This window comes from Metapseudomonas cellulosilytica, from assembly GCF_049334135.1.
Lineage (GTDB): Bacteria > Pseudomonadota > Gammaproteobacteria > Pseudomonadales > Pseudomonadaceae > Metapseudomonas.
Window position 1 is genome coordinate 147,585 of sequence record NZ_JBHZGN010000007.1, and the last position, 24,063, is coordinate 171,647.

General features: G+C 64.8%; 21 protein-coding genes. 9 read left to right on the plus strand and 12 right to left on the minus strand.

Annotated elements, in window-relative coordinates; translation table 11 throughout:
* Window positions 1-151: 151 nt before the first annotated feature.
* Together uraD and puuE are read right to left on the minus strand one after the other, a co-directional pair.
* The gene (uraD, locus tag ACFW0H_RS11330) at window positions 152-667 is read right to left on the minus strand and encodes a 2-oxo-4-hydroxy-4-carboxy-5-ureidoimidazoline decarboxylase (protein ID WP_422913999.1); all 516 of its coding nucleotides are present in this window, start codon (window positions 665-667) and stop codon (window positions 152-154) included.
* Window positions 664-1,593 carry an allantoinase PuuE gene (gene puuE, locus ACFW0H_RS11335; protein WP_422914000.1) on the minus strand — a complete coding sequence of 310 codons (930 nt, stop codon included), beginning with the start codon at window positions 1,591-1,593 and terminating at the stop codon, window positions 664-666. Before puuE ends, uraD begins: the two co-directional genes overlap by 4 nt.
* Window positions 1,594-2,015: 422 nt before the next feature.
* On the opposite strand from puuE, the gene uraH reads away from it, so the two are divergent.
* Window positions 2,016-2,369 carry a hydroxyisourate hydrolase gene (uraH, locus tag ACFW0H_RS11340; RefSeq protein WP_422914099.1) on the plus strand — a complete coding sequence of 118 codons (354 nt, stop codon included), beginning with the start codon at window positions 2,016-2,018 and terminating at the stop codon, window positions 2,367-2,369.
* A gap of 673 nt (window positions 2,370-3,042) precedes the next feature.
* Here the strand turns inward: uraH and ACFW0H_RS11345 are convergent.
* Window positions 3,043-4,392: an NCS2 family permease gene (locus ACFW0H_RS11345; protein ID WP_422914001.1), complete on the minus strand. Its 1,350-nt coding sequence runs from the start codon at window positions 4,390-4,392 to the stop codon at window positions 3,043-3,045.
* 616 nt (window positions 4,393-5,008) lie between these two features.
* Between ACFW0H_RS11345 and ACFW0H_RS11350 the strand changes: the two genes are divergently transcribed.
* Window positions 5,009-5,779, plus strand: a complete 771-nt coding sequence (locus ACFW0H_RS11350; protein WP_422914002.1) for a GntR family transcriptional regulator — start codon at window positions 5,009-5,011, stop codon at window positions 5,777-5,779.
* Window positions 5,780-6,013: 234 nt separating this feature from the next.
* The gene (locus tag ACFW0H_RS11355; RefSeq protein WP_422914003.1) at window positions 6,014-6,463 is read left to right on the plus strand and encodes a hypothetical protein; all 450 of its coding nucleotides are present in this window, start codon (window positions 6,014-6,016) and stop codon (window positions 6,461-6,463) included.
* Window positions 6,464-6,521: 58 nt separating this feature from the next.
* Here the strand turns inward: ACFW0H_RS11355 and ACFW0H_RS11360 are convergent, their stop codons facing one another.
* From ACFW0H_RS11360 to ACFW0H_RS11370, 3 genes are all read right to left on the minus strand, one after another.
* Window positions 6,522-7,841, minus strand: a complete 1,320-nt coding sequence (locus tag ACFW0H_RS11360; protein ID WP_422914004.1) for an MFS transporter — start codon at window positions 7,839-7,841, stop codon at window positions 6,522-6,524.
* A 76-nt stretch (window positions 7,842-7,917) separates the two neighbouring features.
* Window positions 7,918-8,994 carry a C45 family autoproteolytic acyltransferase/hydolase gene (locus ACFW0H_RS11365; protein WP_422914005.1) on the minus strand — a complete coding sequence of 359 codons (1,077 nt, stop codon included), beginning with the start codon at window positions 8,992-8,994 and terminating at the stop codon, window positions 7,918-7,920.
* Between the two features lie 88 nt (window positions 8,995-9,082).
* Window positions 9,083-10,810, minus strand: a complete 1,728-nt coding sequence (locus ACFW0H_RS11370; RefSeq protein ID WP_422914006.1) for an amidohydrolase — start codon at window positions 10,808-10,810, stop codon at window positions 9,083-9,085.
* 106 nt (window positions 10,811-10,916) lie between these two features.
* Here ACFW0H_RS11370 and ACFW0H_RS11375 point away from each other — a divergent pair, with 106 nt between their 5' ends.
* Window positions 10,917-11,834 carry a LysR family transcriptional regulator gene (locus ACFW0H_RS11375; protein WP_422914007.1) on the plus strand — a complete coding sequence of 306 codons (918 nt, stop codon included), beginning with the start codon at window positions 10,917-10,919 and terminating at the stop codon, window positions 11,832-11,834.
* Window positions 11,835-11,907: 73 nt separating this feature from the next.
* Here the strand turns inward: ACFW0H_RS11375 and ACFW0H_RS11380 are convergent, their stop codons facing one another.
* On the minus strand, window positions 11,908-12,333 hold the full coding sequence (locus ACFW0H_RS11380) for a VOC family protein (protein WP_422914008.1): 426 nt from the start codon (window positions 12,331-12,333) through the stop codon (window positions 11,908-11,910).
* Window positions 12,334-12,372: 39 nt separating this feature from the next.
* Window positions 12,373-12,831 carry an Lrp/AsnC family transcriptional regulator gene (locus ACFW0H_RS11385; RefSeq protein WP_377695759.1) on the minus strand — a complete coding sequence of 153 codons (459 nt, stop codon included), beginning with the start codon at window positions 12,829-12,831 and terminating at the stop codon, window positions 12,373-12,375.
* Between the two features lie 253 nt (window positions 12,832-13,084).
* On the opposite strand from ACFW0H_RS11385, the gene ACFW0H_RS11390 reads away from it, so the two are divergent.
* Window positions 13,085-14,473 carry an amino acid permease gene (locus tag ACFW0H_RS11390; protein ID WP_422914009.1) on the plus strand — a complete coding sequence of 463 codons (1,389 nt, stop codon included), beginning with the start codon at window positions 13,085-13,087 and terminating at the stop codon, window positions 14,471-14,473.
* A gap of 159 nt (window positions 14,474-14,632) precedes the next feature.
* On the opposite strand, the gene arsJ is transcribed toward ACFW0H_RS11390, so the two are convergent.
* The 4 genes from arsJ to ACFW0H_RS11410 form a co-directional block, all read right to left on the minus strand.
* A complete protein-coding gene (gene arsJ, locus ACFW0H_RS11395) occupies window positions 14,633-15,859 on the minus strand; it encodes an organoarsenical effux MFS transporter ArsJ (RefSeq protein ID WP_422914010.1) in 1,227 nt (408 codons plus the stop codon).
* An 18-nt stretch (window positions 15,860-15,877) separates the two neighbouring features.
* Complete coding sequence (locus tag ACFW0H_RS11400) at window positions 15,878-16,882, minus strand: ArsJ-associated glyceraldehyde-3-phosphate dehydrogenase (RefSeq protein WP_422914011.1); 1,005 nt, start codon at window positions 16,880-16,882, stop codon at window positions 15,878-15,880.
* 53 nt (window positions 16,883-16,935) lie between these two features.
* Window positions 16,936-17,310, minus strand: a complete 375-nt coding sequence (locus ACFW0H_RS11405; protein WP_422914012.1) for a metalloregulator ArsR/SmtB family transcription factor — start codon at window positions 17,308-17,310, stop codon at window positions 16,936-16,938.
* A 125-nt stretch (window positions 17,311-17,435) separates the two neighbouring features.
* On the minus strand, window positions 17,436-18,380 hold the full coding sequence (locus tag ACFW0H_RS11410; RefSeq protein WP_422914013.1) for a LysR family transcriptional regulator: 945 nt from the start codon (window positions 18,378-18,380) through the stop codon (window positions 17,436-17,438).
* Between the two features lie 229 nt (window positions 18,381-18,609).
* Between ACFW0H_RS11410 and ACFW0H_RS11415 the strand changes: the two genes are divergently transcribed.
* The 4 genes from ACFW0H_RS11415 to ACFW0H_RS11430 all read left to right on the plus strand — a co-directional run bounded on the left by ACFW0H_RS11415 (window position 18,610) and on the right by ACFW0H_RS11430 (window position 24,053).
* Window positions 18,610-20,100 (plus strand): aldehyde dehydrogenase, encoded by a 1,491-nt coding sequence (locus ACFW0H_RS11415; protein WP_422914100.1) that lies wholly within the window; start codon window positions 18,610-18,612, stop codon window positions 20,098-20,100.
* 155 nt (window positions 20,101-20,255) lie between these two features.
* Window positions 20,256-21,311, plus strand: a complete 1,056-nt coding sequence (locus tag ACFW0H_RS11420; RefSeq protein WP_422914014.1) for an ABC transporter substrate-binding protein — start codon at window positions 20,256-20,258, stop codon at window positions 21,309-21,311.
* 178 nt (window positions 21,312-21,489) lie between these two features.
* Window positions 21,490-22,893 (plus strand): APC family permease, encoded by a 1,404-nt coding sequence (locus ACFW0H_RS11425; RefSeq protein WP_280375580.1) that lies wholly within the window; start codon window positions 21,490-21,492, stop codon window positions 22,891-22,893.
* A 179-nt stretch (window positions 22,894-23,072) separates the two neighbouring features.
* Window positions 23,073-24,053: an ABC transporter substrate-binding protein gene (locus ACFW0H_RS11430; RefSeq protein ID WP_422914015.1), complete on the plus strand. Its 981-nt coding sequence runs from the start codon at window positions 23,073-23,075 to the stop codon at window positions 24,051-24,053.
* Window positions 24,054-24,063: the final 10 nt, after the last annotated feature.

Below are 24,063 nucleotides of genomic sequence, written 5' to 3' on the forward strand. Positions count from 1 at the left end.
TTGTTCGTTACTGGTTCCCATCCCGCTTTCGGGAGGGGCCGGAGGGGGAGGCGGTCATTCCATCCTCTCCCCTGGCTCTCCGGATCGGTGGAGAGCCGATGGGCGGGCCGTGGCCCGCCCGGCTGCCGCATGGGGGCGGTGCGCCTGCGGCTTACATCTGCTGCAGACGGAACAGCGCGATCTTGTTGATCTCGGTCAGGGCCCGGTTGAACTCGGCTTCGGGGGAGTTGTGGATGCGCTCCTCGAAGGCCGCCAGGATCTGGTGCCGGTTGCTGCCTTTCACCGCCATGATGAAAGGAAACCCGAACTTGGCCTTGTAGGCGTCGTTCAGCTCGGTGAAGCGTGCGAACTCTTCAGCCGTGCACTCTTGGATGCCGGCGCCAGCCTGTTCGCTGGTGCTGGCTTCGGTCAGCTCGCCACGGACGGCTGCCTTGCCGGCCAGGTCCGGGTGAGCATTGATCAGTGCCAACTGGGCTTCACGGCTGGCGCTGAGCAACAGGTCGGCCATGCGCTGGTGCAGGCCGTCGATTTCGTCGATGCGGTCGTCCTGACCCAGGTCGAAAGCCTTCTCGGCCACCCAGGGGGAGTGCTCGTAGATGTCGGCGAAGGCCTTGACGAAGGCTTCGCGGGACAGGCTGGACGGGGTCAGGGTCTGGAAGCGGCTCATTTCACTTGCTCTTTGAAAGGGTGGGTGGCGTGCCAGTGGCGGGCGATGTCGGCGCGGCGGGCGAACCAGACCTTCTCGTGGCCTTTCACGTAGTCGATGAAGCGCGCCAGGGAGGCGAGGCGGGCCGGACGGCCCAGCAGGCGGCAGTGCATGCCGATGGACAGCATCTTCGGTGCGCCGGCGGTGCCTTCGGCGTAGAGCACGTCGAAGGCGTCCTTCAGGTACTCGAAGAAGTCGTCGCCCTTGTTGAAGCCCTGAACCTGGGTGAAGCGCATGTCATTGGTGTCCAGGGTGTAGGGGATGACCAGGTGGGGCTTTTCAGCGGTACTGGCCGGGTCCCAGTAGGGCAGGTCGTCGTCATAGGTGTCGGAGTCGTAGAGGAAGCCGCCTTCCTCCATCACCAGGCGGCGGGTGTTCGGGCCGGTGCGGCCGGTGTACCAGCCCACCGGGCGTTCGCCGGTCAATTCGGTGAGGATGCGGATGGCTTCGAGCATGTGCTCGCGCTCCTGGGCCTCGTCCATGTACTGGTAGTCGATCCAGCGGTAGCCGTGGCTGCAGATCTCATGGCCGGCCTCGACCATTGCACGGATCGCGTCCGGGTGGCGCTGGGCGGCCATGGCGACGGCGAAGATGGTCAGGGGGATGTCGTGTTGCTTGAACAGGTTCAGCAGGCGCCAGACACCGGCGCGGCTGCCGTACTCGTAGAGGGATTCCATGCTCATGTTGCGCACGCCCTGCAGCGGCTGGGCGGCCACCATCTCGGACAGGAAGGCTTCGGATTCCTTGTCGCCGTGGAGCACGTTGCGCTCGCCGCCTTCTTCGTAATTCAGCACAAAGGAGAGGGCGATGCGGGATTCACCCGGCCAATGCGGGTGCGGGGGGTTGTTGCCATAACCGATCAGGTCGCGTGGGTAATCAGCGCTCACTGCAGTCTTCCTTCTTGTCTATTGGGCGATCCGCGACAGCCTGGGAAGTGGTGCGCGACCGTGGATGGGGTGATTGTATACAAACTGTCTTGCGTTTTGTAAATCAAAACTTTGTCAAAATCGTCATCCGCCGATCGAGCCTGGAAGCTGTCCATGTGGTCAGGACCTGGAGGCGGAAGGCTCGGCCCCTGGCCGATGCGTACAAATCCGCATTGGGCGTGGGATGGCCGAGGTTCAGCAGGATACGAGGCGGATATTGTGTACAATTTTTTGAGTTTATGTCTTACATTTCGTCAGGCGCATGTTATTCTGCGCACCGTACCGGGGCCTTGGCCCTGACCACGCACCTATTTGAACAAGCAGAGGAGGTGTGGCGTTCCGATCCTGGCCCGCTCGACGGCCCGGTGGACGCCCAGCGAGCAATGGGACGTTTGACCACGCATGTACTGGATGCCGCCCACGGCTGCCCTGGCCGTGACATCAAGATCGAGCTCTACCGCGTGGAAGGCGCGGGCCTGGAGCTGGTCGCCACCACCACCACCAACGACGACGGCCGCTGCGATGCGCCTCTGCTGCAGGGCGCCGACTACCAGACCGGCGTCTACCAGATCCATTTCCACGCCGGCGACTACTACCGCGCCCGCGGTGTTGCACTTCCCGAGCCCGCTTTCCTCGATGTAGTAGTGCTGCGCTTCGGCATTTCCGCCGAGCAGGACCACTACCACGTGCCGCTGCTGATCTCCCCGTACAGTTACTCCACCTATCGCGGCAGCTAGTTCTCGACTCTCGTTACCCTCGACTCACTGGAGTCTTTAACGGCCCGTCCACACTGCGGGCCTTTTTTTCGCCTGCAGAAAAGTGAAGGTGCCAGCTGAGCCGTCATGCCGGTTGCGCCGGGACTGCGAGGCCCAGCAGAGGGTCTGTGGGTCAGCACAGGCGCTGCGTCGTTGGATACCCCGTAAAAAAGAAGCCCGGCACGCGGCCGGGCTTAAACGCATCACGGGGAGATGCGCAAGGGATCGGAGCAATCCGAAAGGCAAGACCTCTGCGCCAGCCTTCAAGGGCTGCTCGGGGCTGGGCTGAAGTGCGGATCAGGGATGAGTCTAGGCGGCATTTACGAGTTCGCTGGCCAGCAGTCGGAAATCGAAAGTGCGCGTCGTTACCAGATAACGGACAGGGATTGTCGTGCGAGAGGGAAGGGGCGCCAGCGCGACAGCAGGGACGCAGCGCCTGCACCGCCGAACAGGGTGGCACCGGTGCGGTTGAACCAGGCTTGTAGGATGGGTGGAGCGGAGCGATACCCATCAGCCCTGTCCGCATAGGCATCGCTCCGCTCGCAGAACGCCGCCCGACCCATCCTAATGACTACGAAGCACACCAAAGCCACCCCGACCCCAAATGAAAAGGCCCTGCCGCGGTGCGGCAGGGCCCGGTGTTGCTGAGCGGCGCTTACAGGAAGATGAACTTGGCCACGAAGATGGCGCAAAGGGCATAGAGGCTCACCGACACGTCCTTGTACTTGCCGGTGAAGGCCTTCATGGCCACGTAGGTCACGAAGCCCAGGGCGATACCGTCGGCGACCGAGAAGGTCAGCGGCATCATGATGACGGTGACGATGGCCGGGATGGTTTCGGTGTGTTCTTTCCAGTCGATGTGGGCCATGCCGCCCATCATCAGCATGGCGACGTAGATCAGCGCACCGGCGGTGGCGTAGGCGGGGATCATGCCTGCCAGCGGGGCGAAGAACATGGCGGCGATGAACAGGATGCCCACGGTCACGGCGGTCAGGCCGGTACGGCCACCGGCGGCAACACCGGCGGCGCTTTCCACGTAGCTGGTCACCGGCGGTACGCCGAGCACGCCACCGAACACGCTGGAGGCGCTGTCAGCCTTCATGGCTTTGGACAGGTTCTCGATGCGGCCGTCTTCCTGCACCAGGTTGGCACGCTGGGCCACGCCCATCAGGGTACCGGCGGTGTCGAACATGTGCACGAAGAGGAAGGCCAGGATCACGCTGACCATGGTCACGTTGAAGGCGCCGCTGATGTCCATGGCCATGAAGGTCGGGGCCAGGCTCGGCGGCATGGAGAACACGCCGCCGAACTTGACGATCCCCAAGCCGACGCCGATCAGGGTCACGGTGAGGATGCTGATCAGGATGCCGCCGAAGATGCGACGGTATTCCAGCACCGCGATCATCAGGAAGCAGATGGCGGCCAGCAGCGGACCGGGGGAGGTCAGGTCACCGATATGCACCAGGGTGGCGGGATGCGCGACTACGATGCCGGCGGTCTTCAGCCCGATCAGGCCGAGGAACAGGCCCACGCCAGCACCCATGGCGAAGCGCAGACTGCTGGGGATGCTGTTGAGCAGCCATTCGCGGATGCGCGAGAAGGTCAGGATCATGAACAGCACGCCGGAGAGGAACACCGCGCCAAGCGCGATCTGCCAGCTGTAGCCCATGGTGTTGACCACGGTGTAGGTGAAGAAGGCGTTCAGGCCCATGCCCGGGGCAAGACCCACCGGCCAGTTGGCGTAGAGGCCCATGAGGAGGCAGCCGAAGGCTGCGGCGAGGCAAGTGGCAACGAAGGCCGCGCCATGATCGATCCCGGCATCGGCCATGATGTTCGGGTTGACGAAAATGATGTAGGCCATGGTGATGAAGGTCGTCAGACCTGCAGCCAGTTCGGTCTTCACGGTGGTGCCGTGAAGGCTGAGCTTGAAGAGACGTTCAAGCAGGCCGTTGGCGGGCGGTGTTGCGGCGTACGTTCCTTGTTCTTGTTGTTTGATGCTTTCCACAGCGTGGTACTCCTCATCTCTTTTGTTTTGGTCACCCAGAGCCTGGAGCGGGCTCCGGACTGACTGAGGCGGATGGCGTGAGTGGTGCACTTCCACCAATACTTGACCGCAGGGTCAGGAAGTCACGGCGCGATTATGCCTTTGTATACAAAAAAAACAAATAATGTTTTCAATGTTCGACAAAACGAACCAATCCCCGAAAGCTGACTTTTCGGGCAGGTTTTGTCGGGACAATTTGCACCCTAACGAACTAACTAAACTGTTAAAAAACAATAAGTTATGAATTTGTATGAATTGCGCGGCGCTGGTGGGCGTGAAGGGGGAAAGGTCGGAATGGAGCAGATGCGGCCGTGCTTATGAGAAAAAGATGTAGGAAAAGACGGCCATTGGTCTTCTCGGGCTTCCTCGGAAATGACGGAATCGGATCCTTCTGGAAAACCTGTGCAACTGGTCAGGAAATAGGCTTGACATGCGGCGAATCTGTTCAAGGCGGGATGATTGTGTACAATATCTCTCGCTTTTTCCCTGATTTCCCTCGCTGACAGACCTGCTCAGCCCGGCGGAGAGGGGCAAAAAGGGCCCTGGAAGACCGCCGACCCCACTGACGCGAGCCCCCATGAACGAACAGTTGCAGCCACTGAAGAAGCAGCCGCGCAGCGCCAAAAGCACCCGCAGCGGCACGCAGGACGACGTCGTCTACGCACATATTTTCGATGCCATTCTCGAACAGCGCCTGGCGCCCGGCACCAAACTGAGCGAAGAGGCCCTGGGCGAGATTTTCGGCGTCAGCCGTACCATCATCCGCCGCGCCCTGTCGCGCCTCGCCCATGAAGGCGTGGTATTGCTGCGGCCGAATCGTGGCGCCGTGGTGGCCAGTCCCAGTGTCGAGGAAGCCCGCGAGATCTTCTACGCCCGCCGCCTGGTGGAACGTGCCATCACCGAACTGGCCGTGGAGCATGCCACCGCCGAGCAGTTGCAGGAACTGCGGCAGATGGTCAACGAGGAGCAGGCGTGTTTCTCCCGTGGCGATCGTGGCGCGGGTATCCGCCTGTCCGGCGAATTTCACCTGAAGCTGGCCGAAGCGGCGAAGAACGCTCCCCTGGTGAGCTTCCAGCGCAGCCTGGTGTCCCAGACCTCGCTGATCATCGCCCAGTACGAAAGCGGCAGCCGCTCCCACTGTTCCTTCGACGAGCACAATCGCCTGATCGATGCCATCGAGTCCCGGGACGCCGAGCGTGCAGTGATGCTGATGATGCATCACATGGACCATATCGACGACAAGCTGAACCTGGACGAAGGCGGCGCTTCGGATGACCTGCACGCGGTGTTTTCCCACCTGCTGCAGACCAAGAAGAAGCCCGGCCGCGGCAGCAGCCGCAGCGCCTGAGTCGGCCTGAACGAAAAAGCCCCGCCAACGCGGGGCTTTTCGTTTGGGTGAAACAGGGGCGCAAGAACAGGGCAACGCGAATTCGTCGTTCAGGTAAGGGGGCAGATCGTAGGGGGCATGCGGTACCCAGCGAGTCCTTGGCTGTTGGGCATCGCGTCCCACCACGCACGATTGGCCCCGAAGGTGGGGCTTGCTTCAGCCAGGATTGGGTCCCAAGTCCATTTGTCCATGCTTATGGAACATCGTATCGACCCGTGTCGAACTACTGCCAACTCGCCAGCCGACGCGGTCCTGCCATTCGAAGCTTCCGGCGTCCCTCCCTCAGGTGTGACCCTTGCATGGGTCGCGTCAGCGTCTTCAGGGTTCAAGGCAATCCGGGCGTGGGGAATCGATGTCGGCAACCCGACCGCGATCCAGGACATTCGCATTCAGGGCAAAACAATGGATAGAGAAACCTTGGTCCTGTTGGAGGGAGTACTCGAGCGAGCTGCCGCAAAGGTAGCGGCCGAAGGCTTTGCCAGGGAGAGCGTCAAGCTTGCGAACCCGACCCGCGAGCGGATTCGGCTCGCGGGGGAATATTTACTGGAGCGGGCGGCGGACAGGCTCCCGGCTCTTGATGCTTATGTCTCATCCAGTGTGGATGGCAACATCACCCTGGTCCTGGATCGCCAGAAGACCAGGTGATGCAGGGTGCCGTCGTGAGGAGCGGTAGGGGGCATCCATCCGCCCCATATGGATCGTCCTAGACCGACTGCACCACCCCCGCGTCCACTGCCGCACCCGGCTCCGCATCGATCGCTTCCATCCCCAGGTGCGCGGTCTCCTTGAGCAGGAAGGAACACAAGGCCACCAGCGCCAGCGCCGCCGCACCATAGGCTGCCACGCCGAAGGGACTGCCGGTGGTGATCAGGATGGCCGTGGCCAGGCTGGACGCCGTGCCGCCGCCGAAGGCCGCGCCGATCTGGTAGGCGGCGGACATCCCGGAGTAGCGCATCGAGCGGGGGAACTGTTCGGCGAGGAAGGCCGGGATCGGGCCCTGGGTCGCGCCCATCAGGGCGCCCACCACCACGTAGGCGGCGCAGGCGACGGCCAGGCTGTGGCGGCCCACCAGGGCGAAGAAGACGAAGAAGCCGGCGGCCATCAGAACCGAGCCGAGGATCATCACCTTGCGCCGGCCGAGGCGGTCGGAAAGGGCGGCGAACAGCGGCGCGCTGATGACGATGGCGATGGACAGGGACACGTCGAACAGCAGGGCCTCGGTGCTGCCGTAGCCGACCTGGGTGGCGTAGGCGAGGAAAAAGGTGCTGCCGATGTAGGCGATGGTCACGTAGCCGAAGGCGATGCCGGTGCACAGCAGCATTTCCCGGGGGCGCGAGCGCAGGGCGGCGAGCAGCGGCATGCGGACGTTTTCCTCGCGTTGCAGGGGCTTGCCGGCGGGGTTCGACAGGCGTGCGTAGAGGCCGATCAGCACCAGCACGCCGCCCAGCCAGAAAGGGATGCGCCAGGCGAAGTCGGCCAGGTTGTCGTCATAGGCGGCGCTGACGATGGCGAACACCGCCGAGCCGAGGATGCCGCCGATGCCGATGCCCATGCTGGTAAAGCTGCCCCAGAGACCGCGCTTGCCGCGTGGAGCCGATTCGATGCCGAACAGGGCCGCGCCGCCCCATTCACCGCCAGCCGCGAAACCCTGTACCAGGCGCAGCAGTACCAGCAGGACGGGCGCGGCGGCGCCGATGCTCGCGTGGGAGGGCAGGCAGCCGATGGCCAGGGTGGAAAAGCCCATCAGCAGCAGGGTGATCACCAGGGCCTTCTGCCGCCCGGCCTTGTCGCCCAGGTGCCCGAACACCATGCCGCCCAGGGGGCGGGCGAAGAAGCCGGCACCGAAGGCACCGAACGCCACCAGGGTGGCCGTGAGGCGGTCCAGGTCGGGGAAGAACACCTGGGGGAAGACCAGGGCGGCGGCGACGCCGTAGATGACGAAGTCGTAGAACTCCAGGGCGGTGCCCATGCCCGAGACGAAGAAGGTCCGGAGCGCCGATTGCGATTGTTGTTGGTTAGCCATTTGCCTTTGCTCGTCTTGTCGTTGTTGGGGCTGCAGGCGGCCGCCGACTATGGGGTCGGCGGCCGGGGTTCAGGCTTCAGAACCGCACATGGCCGCTGCGCGCGAGGGCCAGGGGAGTGGCTGCCGCGTACTCCAGGGCGAAGTGTTCGGTGTCGATGCCGATGGTGAGCAGGGTTTCCCAGCGCTCGGTCGGCGGCAGGGCCAGGTCGGGGATGAAGCAGATCGGCGCCGCATCCCCCAGGCCGCCGCACATGGCTTCGGCGCGGCTGGCCAGGCTGGCGCCGGTCATCTGGCCACGCGCGGCGTTCACGTGGTCCAGGCGCGCGTAGGTGGTGGAGACATCCAGGGTTCGCTCGCCCGGCACCAGCCCGGGGGCGAGGAAGTGGTTGGTGTGGGTGATCCAGCCGTCTTCGCCCGGTAGCACCACGGCGGTGGCCTGGGGGGAGAGTTCGATGCTGGCGGCGCGCGGGGCGCGGTCGTGGCGGGAGAACACGGTCAGCACGGTGGAGGCGCTGACTCGCGCGGAGCGGGCGAGGGCGATGGCTTCGTCCACGCTGCGCGCCTCTTCCAGCAGGCGGCGGGCGACGGCGTGCACCGGCACGCCGGCGCTGCCGTTGTCGCTGGCGTGGTGGAGGATATTGAAGTGCAGGCCGAGGCCGGCGCTGTTCACGCCGATCTTGCCGAGCATGCCGAACTCGGTGAACAGCTTGACGTCGAGGCCGGCGGCGCCGGTCAGCTGCAGCATCAGGCCGTGGGGCACCAGGGAGTCGTGCCAGTCCCAGGTCTGCACGGTGCGTGGGGCGTTGGCGCCCAGCGGCGCGAACACGGCGGTGGAGCACTCGCCCTCCGGCGGGGTCGGCATCACCGCGAGGATTTCCGTGCGGGCATTCAGTGCCGCCAGCTGCCAGAAGGGCAGCCCCGCACCGATGGCGATTCCCGCCACTTCCTGGGCCAGGTTCGGGCTCCAGGCCTCCAGGGCGCCCAGGCTGGCCTCGCCCAGGCTGCGCACCCGCTCAGGGGCCACGTCCACCTGGGTGAAGAAATTGAGGTAGAGCGAGACCGTCTGGCGGATCTGCTCCGCCCACCGTTCCCCGATCTGGCGGCCACGGAGCTGCGGGTTCTGGGTGTCGGTGACGAAGGTATGGAGTTTCACGGCATATTACCTGTTCAGCGTTGGAGTATTTCGGGATGACGCGGCCGCAGGACACCGAAGCGGCGCCCTGTGGCTTCAAGCAAAGAGGTCAGCGATTGCGGGTGTAGATATCGCCGCCAGCGAACCAGGTCTTCAGCACCTGGGTGTCGCGCAGGGCCTCGGGCTCGACCTGGAACACGTCGCGGTCCAGCAGGATCAGGTCGGCCTGTTTGCCGGGGGCGATGGAGCCGATGCGGTCGTCCAGGCGAATGGCTCGTGCCGCATTCAGGGTGTAGGCCTGGAACATGGTTTCCCGGTCGATTTCCTCGGCGGCGTTGAGCACGCCTTTCGGCCCCTTGCGGCTAACGGCCTGGTAGATGGCCTTCCAGGGTTCCGGGGTGGTGATCGGCCAGTCGCTGGCGCCGGCGATGCTGGCGCCGTTCTTCAGCAGCGAGCGGGCCGGGTACTGGTACTGGAAGGCCATGGCGCTGACGTAGGGCTTGACCAGATCCACGCTCAGCTCGTCGGCACTGGCCCAGTAGAGCTGCATGGAGGCGATCACATCCAGCGGCTTGAAGCGGGCGAACTCCTTCGGGTTGACCATCTGCAGGTGGGTGATGGAATGGGGGATGCCGCTGTTGCGCGCCTTGCGGGCCTGCTCGATGCCGTTGAGGGATTCGCGCACCGCGCGGTCGCCGATCGCGTGCACATGCACCAGCCAGCCACGGGCGTCGGCCGCGTTGACCAGTTCGCCGAACTGGGCCGGGTCGAAGAGCAGCTCACCGCTCTTGTCGGAGTTCTTATAGGGCTCCAGCATGGCCGCGCTTTGCGCCGGGTGCTCCGCCACGCCGTCGGCGAACACCTTGATGCCGGGCAGGGTAAGGTTGGGCACGCCCTGGAATTGCTGGCGCACCTTGTCCAGCTCATCGAGGTCCGCAGGGGTAGCCTTGGAGTCGGCCATCAGCAGGGCGGCGACATGGGCGGTCAGCTCGCCGGATTCGGCCAGGGATTTGTAGGTGGGCAGCACGCCGACGGAGCTGTTGTCGATCGGGCCACCGGGAATCTCGTTGGCCAGCGGGTCCATCCAGGCGGTCAGCCCCAGGCTGTTGTAGTAGTGCAGGGCGTCGCGGCCGCCGGCCAGCAGCTCTTCCTGGGAGGGCAGGGGAATCAGTTCCTGGACGGCGTAGAGGCCGGCGTCGACGAGGAAGCCATTGGGCTGGCCGTCCGCGTGGTGGCCGATGGTGGCCAGTGCTTCGCCCTTGAGGGATTTCACCTTGGCGGCGTCGATGCCAGCGCGCTTGAGCATGGCGCAGTTGGCCCAGCCGGTGTGGTAGTCCCAGCCTGCCAGGAGGATCGGCGTATCGGCCCATTCGCCCTTGTTGAAGCGCTCCTCGAAGGCGTCGAGCCGGTCCCAGTAGCTTGTGGGCAGGCCGCCCACCACCAGGAACTCGCCGCGCCTGGCCTTGCCGTCTTCACGCCATTGGCGCAGGCGCTGCTCCAGCTCATCCAGCGGAACCTCTTCGCCATTGAGGCTGGCCTGGCGCATCTGCAGGCCGCCCTTGATCACGTGGGCATGGGAGTCGATGAAGCCCGGCATCAGCACCTTGCCGCCGAGGTCCAGCACTTGCGTATCCGCCTGCTTGAGGGGAAGCACCTCGGCGTCGGCGCCCACAGTCAGGATCTTGCCGTTCTCGATGGCGACCGCCTGTTGCAGCGGCTGGCCCGGCTCGGCGGTGTAGACCTTGGCGTTGTGCAGGATGAGATCGACAGCTGCCATAGTTTCCGTGGAAGAAAAGGCGAGGGCGACAGAGAGCGCCAGGGATGCAATCGGCTTCATGGGTGTTGGCCTTGATTCTTGTTGGTCTGCGGCGAAGACTACCCAGTCGTGGCGCCGGGAATAACGCTGGGCCCGGCATAACTTCTTTTCTGAAGCGGAAATAAAAATGGACCGATTGACCGCGCTGGGCATGTTCGTGGCCGCCGCCGAACAGGGCAATTTCAGCCGCGCCGCCGAGCAGCTCGGCACTACGCCGTCGTCGCTGACCAAGGCCGTGGCCCAGTTGGAAGAGGGGCTCGGCGCCAAGCTGTTCGAGCGCACCACCCGTCGGATGTCGCTCACCGAGGCGGGTCACATCTACCTGGAAGGCGCCCGCCAGGCGCTGATGCAACTGCAACTGGCCAGCGAGGGCGTCGAGCAACTGCAGCACGAACTGCGCGGAAGCCTGCGCATCACCGCGCCACCGTCCTTCGCCCCGGCCTTCCTCAACGCCGTGTGCTGCCGCTTCCTCCGCGAGCATCCCCATGTGCATCTGGATGTCGACCTCTCCGACACCTATGTCGACCTGGTGGACGGCGGCTACGACCTGGCCCTGCGTGACGGCCCGACGGACCTGCCCGGGGTGATCGCCCAGCCGCTGGTGGAGAACCGCATCACCCTCTGCGCGACCCCGGAATACCTGGCGCGCCGGGGAGGGGAAGTGACCCTGGAAAACTACCTGCAGCACGACTGGCTGACCCTCCGCCATCCGCTGCTCAACCGGCATTTCTGGTGGGTGACCCGGGGCGACCAGCGCATCCGCCTCAACCAGCCGGTGCCGCGCGTGTCCAGTGACAACTACGACTTCCTCCTCGCCTGCCTGCTGGACGGCCAGGGACTGCAGTTTATCCCGCAGTGGAGCGCCGCCCCCTATCTGCAGCGCGGCGAGTTGGTGGAAGTCATGCCCGAATACTGGCGCGAGCCCAGCGGCTTCGGCCCGATGGTCTACGTGCTCTACCTCACCCACCGGCGCAACACGCGCAAGGTGAAGGTGTTCATCGAGTGCCTGAAGGCCTATTGGGAGAAAAGTGAGCTTGCCGGTTGACGGCCACGGTTGCGTTTCATCGCGAATGGACAGCACGCCATCTACGAAGCTTCGATGCCATCGGTGATGCGGCCTATTTGGCGAACAGCTGGCCGATGTCCTTGAACGCCTTGAATTCCAGGGCGTTGCCGCAGGGGTCGAAGAGGAACATGGTGGCCTGCTCGCCGACCTGGCCCTTGAAGCGGATATAGGGCTCGATCACGAACTTGATATCGAAGGATCGCAGGCGCTCGGCCAGGGCTTCCCACTGGTCCCACTCCAGTACAACGCCAAAATGCGGTACCGGTACGTCATGGCCGTCGACCGGGTTGCTATGCACGCTTTCCTGCGAAGAGGTCTTGGGGTGTTCGTGGATCACCAACTGGTGGCCGAAGAAATTGAAGTCCACCCACTGGGTGCTGGAGCGGCCTTCTTCCAGGCCGAACACCTCGCCGTAGAAGGCTCGGGCGGCGGGGAGGTCGTAAACGGGAATCGCCAGATGGAACGGGGAAAGGCTCATCGAATTCTCCGGTAGGGATGCTGTCGTTGCAGACAGAGGCTATATGGGCAGGCAGGTCGAGCGCTTGATCTCCTTGAGCGAGAAACCGGTGTACATCTCCTTGACGTTGCCCAGGGTGCGGATGCGATGCAGGGCGAGTTCGTGGAAGGCCGCCATGTCCTTCACGACGACCTGCAACAGGTAGTCGTAGCGTCCCGAGACGGTGTGGCAGGCCACGACATTCGGCAGCTTCTGGATGCCCTGTTCGAACTTCAGCATCGCCTCCTCCGAGTGGGAGTCCAGTGTGATGTTGATGAAGGCGAAAAGGCCAAGCCCCAGGGCCTCCTGGTTCAAGGTGGCGTGATAGCCAACGATGACCTCTTCTTCCAGGCGCTTCAGCCGCTTCCAGCAGGCTGGCGGCGACAGGTTGATCCGGGATGCCACCTCCGCGTTGGTCAGCCGGCCGTTGATCTGAAGAATCTCCAGGATCGCGCGATCGACGCTGTCCAGTTCCGTCATGCCTTGTCCTCCCGTTGATTGTTGGGTCCGCCTCAGCCGCGTCAGGGCCTGCATTCCCTGTTGAATGGATAATTTTATTAACCATAAACGCGAAAAAACAAAATAAAAGGAAAGAACATTTCCTGATCAAAAAAATAACATTCCATTACGGCCCGAGCTTTCTCCGCAGTGCTGATGTCGCCTTTACCCAGGTCTTCGGCACGGAGACAGGCCGCCTGCAGCCCAACAAAAACAAGTAGCCCCGGAGGCAGCTGTGAGCCTATTCAGAACCAAAAACCTCGACGCAATGGTCATGAGCAGCCAGGCACCTGGCGGATTGAAGAAGGTCCTCGGCCCCTTCGATCTCGTATTGATCGGCATCGGTGCAATCGTCGGTACAGGGATCTTCGTGCTGACGGGAACCGGAGCCCTGACCGCCGGTCCCGCCCTGACCATTTCCTTCGTCATCGCAGCCATGGCCTGCGCCTTCGCCGCGCTCTGCTACGCCGAATTCGCTTCTTCGGTTCCGGTTGCCGGCTCCATCTACACCTACAGCTACGCGACCATGGGCGAACTGGTCGCCTGGATCATCGGCTGGGATCTGATGCTCGAATATGGCCTGGCCAGTTCGGCGGTATCCGTCGGCTGGTCCGGGTACTTCCAGTCATTGCTGAGCGGCTTCGGGATTTCCCTGCCGGTTGAACTCACGGCGGCCCCGGGTTCGGTCCCCGGCGTCGAGACCTGGATCAACCTGCCCGCGCTGCTGATCATGATCGGCCTGACCGCCATGCTGTCGTTCGGCATTCGCGAATCGGCGCGGGTCAACAACCTGATGGTGGCGATCAAGATTGCCGTGGTCCTGCTGTTCATCGTGGTGGGCGCCAACCATGTGCAGCCGGCCAACTGGCAGCCGTTCGCACCTTTCGGCTACAGCGGCGTCTTCAGCGCGGCGGCCCTGGTGTTCTTCGCCTTCATCGGATTCGATGCCGTTTCGTCGGCGGCCGAAGAGGTCAAACGCCCGGATCGGGACCTGCCTATCGGCATCATCGGTTCGCTGGCGGTCTGCGCCATTCTCTACGTCGCGGTGTCCATGATCATGACGGGCATCGTTCCGTACCAGGAGTTCCTTGGCGTGGATCACCCGGTCTCCCTGGCGCTGCAGCGAGCCAACGAAAACTGGTTCGCCGGCTTCGTCGACCTGGGCGCCATCCTCGGCATGACCACGGTGATCCTGGTGATGGCCTACGGTCAGACCCGGATCATCTTCGCCATGTCGCGCGACGGTCTTCTGCCCAAGCGCCTGTCCAGCGTTCACCCCGGCTTCGGCACGCCGTTCTTCGCCACCTGGATGGTCGGCATCGTCTTCGGCCTGGTGGCCGCGCTCGTTCCCCTGAACGTCCTCGCCGAGCTGATCAACATCGGTACCCTGGCCGCCTTCTGCCTGATCGCAGTCGCGGTGATGGTGCTGCGCAAGAGCCGCCCGGACCTCCCCCGCGCCTTCCGTTGCCCGGCCGTCCCTGTCGTGCCGCTGCTGGCCATCGGCTTCTGCCTCACGCTGATGACCTTCCTCCAGGCCGCCACCTGGATCGCCTTCGGCGCCTGGCTCGTCATCGGCCTGGTGGTGTACTTCGCCTATGCGCGCAAGCGCTCGTTGCTGAACTGACCGCTCGGGTCTCTTCACCGCCCAAACCATCCTGCGAAGCCAGGGCCCCAGGCCCGCAGGATGGGGCGGGCACAGACCCTTGTGGGGGCGAATTCATTCGCCAAGGGCAACGCAGTTGCCCCCGACAACTTCCCGGAGCGTCCAGACGGTCAAAAGCGATTACGCATCCGGCCTGCCCTGGTGGGCCGGCAACGCTGCGGAAAATACGGCAGCCACGACCACGAAAACCGTCGACGTCCACAGGCACGCCTCCAGCCCGTAAGCCTGGAAAATCCAGCCGGACAGCAGGGTTCCGATCAGCCGTCCCAGGGCGTTGGACATGTAGTAGAAGCCCACATCCAGCGACACCCCGTCTTCCTTCGCGTAGCTGACGATCAGGTAGCTGTGCAGCGAAGAGTTCACCGCGAACAGCGCACCGAACAGCAGCAGTCCACCGAGCAGTGTGGCCTGGGCCGGCCACCCCGCGGCGAGGCCCACGGCGATGGCGGCGGGCAAGCCGGCCAACAAGGCCGCCCAGGCAAAGGCGGCTCGTCCATCCGGCACATGCCCGCGCTGCTTGCCGGTGATGGCTGGCGCGAGGGACTGCACGATGCCGTAGCCGATGATCCAGGCGGCGAGGAAGCCACCGACCTGCCAGAAATCCCAGCCGAACGCTGTGCTCAGGTAAACCGGCAGCGCCACCACGAACCAGACATCCCGCGCTCCGAACAGGAACAGCCGCGCCGCCGAGAGGATGTTGATCGCCCGGCTCTTGGAGAGGATGTCGCGGAATTTGGGTTTGATCCTGGCCTTGCCGAGATCCTTCTTCAGCAGGAACAGGCTGGAGAGCCAGATCAATCCCAGCACGGCGGCCATGGCCAGCACGGAGCCGGTGAAGCCGAGCAGGGCGAGCAAGGCGCCGCCGAGGAAGAATCCGACGCCCTTGAGGGCATTCTTAGACCCCGTGAGGATCGCCACCCACTGGTACAGCCTGCCCTGTTGGCCGTCCGGCACCAGGAGCTTGATCGAGCTCTTGGCGCTCATCTTGTTGAGGTCCTTGGCGATACCGGAAAGCGCCTGCGCGCCCATCACCCAGGGCACGGTCAGCAGCGGAGCCGGCACGGTCAGCATCAGCAGTGCCACCACCTGCAGGGCGAGGCCAAGGTTCATGGTGCGGTTCAGACCCAGGCGCGCGCCCAGGTAGCCGCCCACCAGGTTGGTGACGACGCCGAAGAACTCGTAGAAGAGGAAGAGGGCGGCGATCTCAAGCGGCGTGTAGCCCAGGCTGTGGAAGTGCAGCACCACCAACATGCGCAAGGCGCCGTCGGTAAGCGTGAAGGCCCAGTAATTGCCGGTCACCAGCAGGTACTGGCGCACCTCCGGAGCCAAGGCTGACAAGGTATTCATGCTCGCCGCTCGCTCCTGTTAGCCGGCCTGGCCGACCAGCCGGGCCAGCTCGACGGTGCGGTTGGCGTAGCCCCATTCGTTGTCGTACCAGGCGTAGAGCTTCACCTGGGTGCCATTGACCACCAGGGTGGACAGGGCATCGATGATCGACGAGCGCGGGTCGGTGCGGTAGTCGATGGACACCAGCGGACGTTCCTCGAAGCCGAGGATGCCTTTCAGCTCGCTCTCGGCGGCGGCCTTGAGCAACTGGTTGACTTCCTCCGCCGTGGTTGCGCGTTCCACCTCGAACACACAATCGGTCAGCGAGGCGTTGGCCAGCGGCACGCGCACGGCATGGCCGTTCAGCCGGCCGCGCAGCTCGGGGAAGATTTCCGCAATCGCGGTGGCCGAGCCGGTGGTGGTGGGAATCAGGCTCATGCCCGAGGCGCGGGCGCGGCGCAGGTCCTTGTGCGGCTGGTCGAGGATGCTCTGGGTGTTGGTCAGGTCGTGGATGGTGGTGATCGAGCCGTGGCGGATACCGAGCTTCTCGTGGATCACCTTGACCACCGGCGCCAGGCAGTTGGTGGTGCAGGACGCGGCGGTGACGATGCGATGTTCGGCGGCATTGAACAGATGCTGGTTGACGCCCATGACCACGTTCAGCGCGCCCTTTTCCTTCACCGGCGCACTGACCACCACCCGTTTCACGCCCTGGTCCAGGTAGGCCTGGAGCACGGCGACGGTTTTCATCTTGCCGCTGGCCTCGATCACCAGATCGCAGTCCGACCAGTCGGTGTCGGCGATGGCCCGGTTAGCGGTGACCTGTATCCGTTTGCCGCCGATCACCACGCAATCCCCATCGGCGCCGGCTTCGTGGTGCCAGCGGCCATGCACCGAGTCGAAGTTCAGCAGGTGGGCGTGGGTGGCGGCGTCGCCGGCGACGTCGTTGATCCGGACGAATTCGAACTCCGGCCAGTCCCAGGCGGCGCGCAGTGCCAGGCGACCGATGCGACCGAAACCGTTGATCCCGACTTTGATGCTCATGCTTGTGTTCTCAGATGGTTATTCGGGGAAATGCGAATGCCAGGCGGGGCCGCTCAACCAGCGGTCGGCGCCTGACAGCAGAAAGTGGCCCGTTCAGGACGGTCGCCCATGGCGTCCAGGCGCCTGGCATCGGGACTCATCCAGTGCTGGTTGGCCGCCAGCGCGGTGCTCAGCACGCTGCGCACCCAGTCAGGGAGATCGGGATGGAGGCGGTAGTACACCCATTGGCCCTGGCGCCGATCCGCCAGCAGGCCACAGGTGCGCAATTGCGCCAGGTGGCGTGAAACCTTGGGCTGGCTCTCGTCCAGGGCGCAGGTGAGTTCGCACACGCACAACTCTTCCTCGCGGGTGATGAGCAGCATCAAGCGGACGCGGGTTTCATCGGCCAGGCACTTGAATACGGTGGTCGGGGTCAGCAGATCAGCCATGGGGCGAATCCCGGTATATGCGGAAAGCCGAATATATGGATTTTCGCATGTGCGTCAACCGAGTCTCGCAATTCCCCACAGCACAGCAGCGGATTCACCGCGCAATCGCGCAGTGACTCGGGCGATTACTGGACCATGCCGTTCGGCGCGCCCTGAGCAGCGGCGCCCTTGCTCGCCAGGCGTTCCCGGCAGAAGTCCACGAACAGTTGCGCCGGCTTGGTCAGCTGGCCGCGCTTGAGGCGCGCGGCCACGAGGCCCGAGGTGGCCACGGGTTCGCTGATGTCGACGGTGACCACCTTCTTGCCGTCGTAAGTGCATTCCGAATGCGGGCGGGTGACCAGCAGGGAGAAGCCGAAGCCCTGGCCGACCATGCCGCGCACCATCTCGATGGATGGCGAGCTGAAGACGATGTTGGGCGTCAGGCCGAGTTCGTGGAACAGGCTGACGAAGTAGGTCCGGCTGGGTTGCACGTCCAGCAGGATCATCGGCTCCAGGCAGAGGTCGCGCAGGGAGACCTGGGCCTGGCTGGCGAAGCGGTGGTTTTCCGGCAGCAGGGCGTAGGGCTTCTGCGGCGGCATCAGTGGCTCGGTCGCGATGGTGCTGTCCAGGTCGTGGTCGTAGAGGAAGGCGAGGTCGAAGGTGCCGGCGGTGAGCCCCTGCACCAGCTCCTGCTGTTCGCCGTCGCGGATGCGGATGTCCACGCCCGGGTACTTCTCGCGAAAGCCCGCGATCAGCTGCGGCAGGTAGAGCGGGGCGACGGTCTCGAAGCAGCCGATGTCGATCTGCCCGGCGACGATGTCGTTGTCGGCCAGGGCGTTCTGCTCGAACTCGCGGGCCACCCGCAGCAGCTCCTGGGCCTTCTGGTAGAAGCGCGTGCCGCTGGGCGTCAGGGACACGCCCTGGGCGTGGTGGCGGATGAACAGCTGCACGCCGAAGCTTTCTTCCAGGCCCTTGATGGCGGTGGAGATGGACGGCTGGGCGATATACAGCTTGCGCGAGGCCTCGGCCACGCTGCCGGCTTCCACCGTCGTCACGAAATACTTGAGTTGTCGCAAGGTATAGGTAGCCACGGGCACCTCTGTCGCTGGGCCGCGGGCGCTCGCGCGGGCGGCTCGTTGTGCTTGTCGTTGTGGGTTGCACCTTACCCCAGACGGCGCCTGTGGAACCGCGCGGGCTGCCGAGTTTTTTCATATGACTCGAGCATATTTTTAATAATTTTCCTCTGCCGGAAGCTGTCGCACCATCTGCCTCGACCCGAATAACAACATGACCGCGCAGACGGTCGACTGGGAGTGCAGCGTGTTCGATCTCGGCTATTGGCAGCAGAAGGCTGCCCGGCAAGCATTCAACGACAAGGCACTGATCGGTGGCCGCCAGGTGGCCGCCGCCTCCGGTGCCACCTTCGACTCGATCAACCCGGCCACCAACCAGCTGCTGGCCCGCGTCGCCGCCTGCGGCGAGGCCGAGGTGGACCTGGCCGTACGCACCGCCCGCCGCGCCTTTGACGAAGGCCCCTGGGCACGCATGGCGCCGGTGGAGCGCAAGAAGGTGCTGTTGCGTCTGGCCGAGCTGATGCTGGCCCACCGCGAAGAGCTGGCCCTGCTGGATTCGCTGAACATGGGCAAGCCGGTGATGGATGCCTACAACATCGACGTGCCCGGCGCCGCCCATGTGTTCGCCTGGTACGGCGAGGCGCTGGACAAGCTCTACGACCAGGTGGCGCCCACCGCGCCGAATGCCCTGGCCACCATCACCCGTGAGGCGCTGGGCGTGGTCGCCGCGGTGGTGCCCTGGAACTTCCCCCTCGACATGGCCGCCTGGAAGCTGGCGCCGGCGCTCGCCGCCGGCAACAGCGTAGTGCTGAAACCCGCCGAGCAGTCGCCGTTCTCCGCCCTGCGCCTGGCCGAACTGGCCCTGGAAGCGGGCATCCCGGAAGGGGTACTGAACGTGGTGCCGGGGCTGGGCGAGAGCGCCGGCAAGGCCCTCGGCCTGCACCCGGATGTGGATTGCCTGGTGTTCACCGGCTCGACCCAGGTGGGCAAGTACTTCATGCAGTACTCGGCCCAGTCCAACCTCAAGCAGGTCTGGCTGGAGTGCGGTGGCAAGAGCCCGAACCTGGTGTTCGAGGATTGCCGCGACCTCGATCTCGCCGCCGAGAAGGCCGCCTTCGGCATCTTCTTCAACCAGGGCGAGGTCTGCTCGGCCAACTCGCGTCTCTACGTGCAGCGCTCCATCCAGGAAGAGTTCACCGAACGCCTGCTGGCCAAGGCCCGCGCCTGGATGCCCGGCGACCCGCTGGACCCGGCCAGCCGCGCCGGCGCCATCGTCGACGCCGGGCAGACCGCCCGCGTGATGGCCTTCATCGAGGGCGCGCAAGGGGAGGGCGCACGGCTGCTCGCCGGCGGCAAGCGCCTGACCTTCAACGGCTCCAGCAACTTCGTCGAGCCTACCGTTTTCGCCGATGTGCACAGCGACATGCAGCTGGCACGGGAAGAGGTGTTCGGCCCGGTGTTGGCCATCAGCACCTTCGACGACGAGGAAGAGGCCGTGCGCCTGGCCAACGACAGCATCTACGGCCTGGCCGCCTCGGTGTGGAGCGATGACCTCAGCCGCGCCCACCGCGTGGCCCGCGCGCTGAAGGCGGGCACGGTATCGGTGAACACGGTGGACGCCCTGGACGTCGCCGTGCCCTTCGGCGGCGGCAAGCAGTCCGGCTTCGGCCGCGACCTCTCGCTGCATTCGTTCGACAAGTACAGCCAGCTGAAGACCACCTGGTTCCAGCTGCGCTGAGGTTGCGATGACGACCCGGTCGCGTGCCTCTGCAGCAAGCGGCCGTTCACAACAAGAAATCCAATCCCGTCGCGTGGTGCACGCGCGGGCTCCGGCCGCCTGGCCACCACTGCCTCAGCAACTGACCACAACTTACAAGTAGTGAGGGAGTAACCATGTTCAAGTCCTTGCCCCCGTGCATCCGCGCCACCCTCGGCCTTGCCCTGCTGGCCGCCGCCAGCGGTTCGGCCCAGGCCCAGTCCGACAAGCTCACGGTGATCTCCTTCGGCGGCGCCACCAAGGCCGCGCAGGATGCCGCCTATTTCAAACCCTTCGAACAGAGCGGCGCCGGCAAGGTAGTAGCCGGCGAGTACAACGGTGAGCTGTCCAAGGTCAAAGCCATGGTGGATATCGGCCAGGTGACCTGGGACGTGGTGGAGGTGGAAAGCCCCGAACTGCTGCGTGGCTGCGAGGAGGGCCTGTTCGAGCGTATCGACCCGGCCGTACTCGGCGAATCGGCCAGCTACATGCCCAATACCGTCAGCGAATGCGGCGTGGCCAGTTACGTCTGGTCCATGGTGCTGGCCTACAACTCCGACAAGCTGGCCAGCGCGCCCAGCTCCTGGGCGGATTTCTGGGACGTCCAGCGCTTCCCCGGCAAGCGCGGCCTGCGCAAGGGCGCCAAGTACACCCTGGAAGCCGCGCTGCTGGCCGACGGGGTCAAGCGCGAAGACCTCTACAAGGTGCTGGAAACCCCGGACGGCGTGGCCCGCGCCTTCCGCAAGCTGGACGAGATCAAGCCGCATATCCAGTGGTGGGAAGCTGGCGCCCAGCCGCCGCAGTGGCTGGTGGCCGGCGACGTGGTGATGTCCGCGGCCTACAACGGCCGCATCGCCGCCGCGCAGAAGGAGGGCTCCAAGCTCGCCATCGTCTGGAACGGCAACCTCTACGACCCGGACCACTGGGCCATCGTCCGCGGCAGCCCGAACAAGGCGCTGGCCGAACGCTTCATCGTCTTCGCCAGCCAGGCGCAGACCCAGAAGGCCTTCTCCAGCCAGATCCCCTACGGCCCGGTGCACAAGGACGCCCTGGCGCAATTGCCGGCCGCCACCCAGGCGCAGTTGCCCACCGCGCCGGCCAACCTGGCCGAGGCGCAACTGGTGAGCGCGGAGTTCTGGGTCAACCACGGCGAGGAGCTGGAAGAGCGCTTCAACGCCTGGGCGGCGCGCTGAGCGAGATGCGTAGGGTGGGCTTCAGCCCACCTTGCGGATGTGTGCTGCGCGTAGGCATCGCAGGGGGCGGGCGACGCGGAGCGAGAAAGGCGAGGGCGCCAGCTGGCGCGCATCGCAGCATGAACCCACCGGCCCTCGGGCCGGCCGGGCAATAACAAGTACAAGATTGGAGAGTGTCATGAGTGCAAGTGTGTCCGTTCCTGCCCATGGGCAGGCGGAAGCCGGCGGTTTTCGCCGGGTGCTGGGTCTGGGGGCGCTGCTGTCCGTCGCCATCGGCCTGGTGGTGTCACAGGGGGTAATGGTGCTGATGTTGCAGGGCGCCGGATTCTCCGGCCTGGGCTTCATCGTGCCGCTGGGGCTGGCCTACCTGCTGGCCCTGAGTTACGCGTTTTCCTTCTCCGAACTGTCGCTGATGATTCCCCGCGCTGGCGGCCTTTCCAGCTACACCGAAGTGGCACTGGGGCATTTCCCGGCCATCCTCTCCACCTTCTCCGGCTACGTGGTCGTGGCCATGTTCGCGCTGTCGGCCGAGCTGCTGCTGCTCGACCTGATCGTTGGCAAGATCTACCCGGGCGTGTTCCCGCCGTTCACCATCGCCTTCGGCGTGCTGGGCCTGTTCACCGTCCTCAACCTGATGGGCATCGACATCTTCGCCAAGCTGCAGACCGCGCTGGCGGTGGTGATGGTGTTCGTGCTGCTGTTGCTGGGCATTGCCGCCATCGTCGAAGGCGCGCCGAGCGAAACCGCCAGCACCGTGATCCAGGGCGACTGGAACCCCATGGGCGCCGGTGTGCTGACCCTCACCGCGCTGGCCGTGTGGGGTTTCGTCGGCGCCGAGTTCGTCTGCCCGCTGGTCGAGGAAACCAAGCGGCCGGAGCGCAACATCCCGCGCTCGATGATCATCGGCCTCACGGTGATCTTCCTCACCATCGGTCTCTACTGCCTGGGTGCGCTGTTCATGGTGCCGCAGGAAGCGCTGACCACCGACGCGCTGCCGCACTACCTGTTCGCCACCAAGGTATTCGGCAAGGCCGGTGAGCTGTTCCTGGTGATCGCCTCGGTGACCGCCACCTTCAGCACCCTGAACTCCTCGCTCGCGTCCATTCCGCGCATGCTCTACGGCATGGCGCAGAACGGCCAGGCCTTCCCGATCTTCAAGCGCCTCAGCCCACGTGCCCGTACCCCCTGGGTGTCGGTGCTGTTCGTGTCGGCCATCACCGGCCTGCCGATCCTGGTACTGGGCCAGGACGCAGCCTCGGTCAACCTGCTGCTGCTGGCCGCCGCGCTGGCCTGGCTGCTGGCCTACATCATTGTCCACCTGGATGTGATCGCCCTGCGCCGCCGCTACCCGGCCATCGCCCGTCCGTTCAAGACGCCGTTCTATCCGCTGCCGCAACTCTTCGGCATCGCCGGGATGCTCTACGCCATCTGGTACGCATCGCCGAGCCCGGACATGACCGGGAAGATCTTCGGCATCGCCGGCGTGGTGCTGGGGCTGGTGTCGGTGATCGCGGTGGTGTGGATCAAGGTCGTGATGCGCAAGGACCTGTTCCGCCCCGAAGCCCTGGAGGGCACCCACTGACCCAGTGACCGATTCACCCGGGGCCGGTCCGGCCCCGATCCCGCCCGGCAGCATGCCGGGCCCCTGCCTGCCGCCGGCCCACCAGAGGCCGGCGCAGTGGAACGACCTTGGCCTTCTGGCCAGCAACTGCCCTGCAATCCAACAACAAGCAAAGCCATCAGGCTGCGGGAGACTGTTCCATGTTCAAACTGCATCGCATCACCCAAACCCTCTGCTGCACCGCCCTGGCGGCCGGCGTCGCCACCGGCGCACAGGCCGGCACCCTGTCCATCGGCCATACCACCTGGGTCGGCTACGGCACCCTGTACCTGGCCCGCGACCTCGGCTTCTTCAAGGAGCAGGGCCTGGACGTCGAGCTGACCACCATGGAAGAGGCCTCGATGTACATGGCCGCCCAGGCGTCCGGCCAGCTCTCCGGTTCGGCCTCGACCATCGACGAAGTGCTCAAGTACCGCTCCGGCGAGTTCTGCTTCAAGGCCGTGGCCGCGCTCGACGACAGCTACGGCGGCGACGGCGTGCTGGTGGGCGACAAGGTCGCCAGCCTGAAGGACCTCAAGGGCCAGTCGGTGGCGGTCAACGAAGGTTCCGTCTCGCAGTTCTGGCTGTCCTACCTGCTCAAGCACAACGGCATGAGCATGGCTGACCTGGATATCCAGAACATGACGGCCGACGACGCCGCCACCGCCTTCATCGCCGGCCGCGTGCCCGCCGCCGTGACCTGGGAACCGCACCTGTCGATGGTGCGCCAGAAGGGCCAGGGCAAGGTGCTGATCGACAGCACCGAGACGCCCGGCGTGATCGTCGACGTGGTGGCGCTGTCCTGCGACGTGATCGAGAAGCAGCCGGAAGACGTCAAGGCGCTGGTCAAGGGCCTGTACAAGGCCGTGCAGTTCACCCGCGACAACCCCGACAAGGCCCACGAGATCATGGCCAAGGGCGTCGGCGGCTACCTGTCGGACCCGAAGGAACTGGCCAATGCGGCCAAGGGCGTGCGCTTCTACGACCAGGTCATGAGCGAGGCGCTGCTGGGCACGCCCGGCAAGCCGGGGCAGATCAAGGGTGTGATCCGCCTGGCCAACGAAACCTGGAGCAGCCTGCAGGGCAAGCGCTTCGATGTCAGCTATGACGACCTGGTCGATACCCGGTTCGTCACCCCGTAAGCGGAGAGCA

What these genes read in the sequence shown, in the direction of transcription:
- uraD (WP_422913999.1), bottom strand. Translation starts at nt 667, where the DNA reads ATGAGCCGCTTCCAGACCCTGACCCCGTCCAGCCTGTCCCGCGAAGCC.
- uraH (WP_422914099.1), top strand. Translation starts at nt 2,016, where the DNA reads ATGGGACGTTTGACCACGCATGTACTGGATGCCGCCCACGGCTGCCCT.
- ACFW0H_RS11350 (WP_422914002.1), top strand. Translation starts at nt 5,009, where the DNA reads ATGAACGAACAGTTGCAGCCACTGAAGAAGCAGCCGCGCAGCGCCAAA.
- ACFW0H_RS11355 (WP_422914003.1), top strand. Translation starts at nt 6,014, where the DNA reads ATGGAACATCGTATCGACCCGTGTCGAACTACTGCCAACTCGCCAGCC.
- ACFW0H_RS11360 (WP_422914004.1), bottom strand. Translation starts at nt 7,841, where the DNA reads ATGGCTAACCAACAACAATCGCAATCGGCGCTCCGGACCTTCTTCGTC.
- ACFW0H_RS11370 (WP_422914006.1), bottom strand. Translation starts at nt 10,810, where the DNA reads ATGAAGCCGATTGCATCCCTGGCGCTCTCTGTCGCCCTCGCCTTTTCT.
- ACFW0H_RS11375 (WP_422914007.1), top strand. Translation starts at nt 10,917, where the DNA reads ATGGACCGATTGACCGCGCTGGGCATGTTCGTGGCCGCCGCCGAACAG.
- ACFW0H_RS11380 (WP_422914008.1), bottom strand. Translation starts at nt 12,333, where the DNA reads ATGAGCCTTTCCCCGTTCCATCTGGCGATTCCCGTTTACGACCTCCCC.
- ACFW0H_RS11385 (WP_377695759.1), bottom strand. Translation starts at nt 12,831, where the DNA reads ATGACGGAACTGGACAGCGTCGATCGCGCGATCCTGGAGATTCTTCAG.
- arsJ (WP_422914010.1), bottom strand. Translation starts at nt 15,859, where the DNA reads ATGAATACCTTGTCAGCCTTGGCTCCGGAGGTGCGCCAGTACCTGCTG.
- ACFW0H_RS11400 (WP_422914011.1), bottom strand. Translation starts at nt 16,882, where the DNA reads ATGAGCATCAAAGTCGGGATCAACGGTTTCGGTCGCATCGGTCGCCTG.
- ACFW0H_RS11405 (WP_422914012.1), bottom strand. Translation starts at nt 17,310, where the DNA reads ATGGCTGATCTGCTGACCCCGACCACCGTATTCAAGTGCCTGGCCGAT.
- ACFW0H_RS11420 (WP_422914014.1), top strand. Translation starts at nt 20,256, where the DNA reads ATGTTCAAGTCCTTGCCCCCGTGCATCCGCGCCACCCTCGGCCTTGCC.
- ACFW0H_RS11425 (WP_280375580.1), top strand. Translation starts at nt 21,490, where the DNA reads ATGAGTGCAAGTGTGTCCGTTCCTGCCCATGGGCAGGCGGAAGCCGGC.
- ACFW0H_RS11430 (WP_422914015.1), top strand. Translation starts at nt 23,073, where the DNA reads ATGTTCAAACTGCATCGCATCACCCAAACCCTCTGCTGCACCGCCCTG.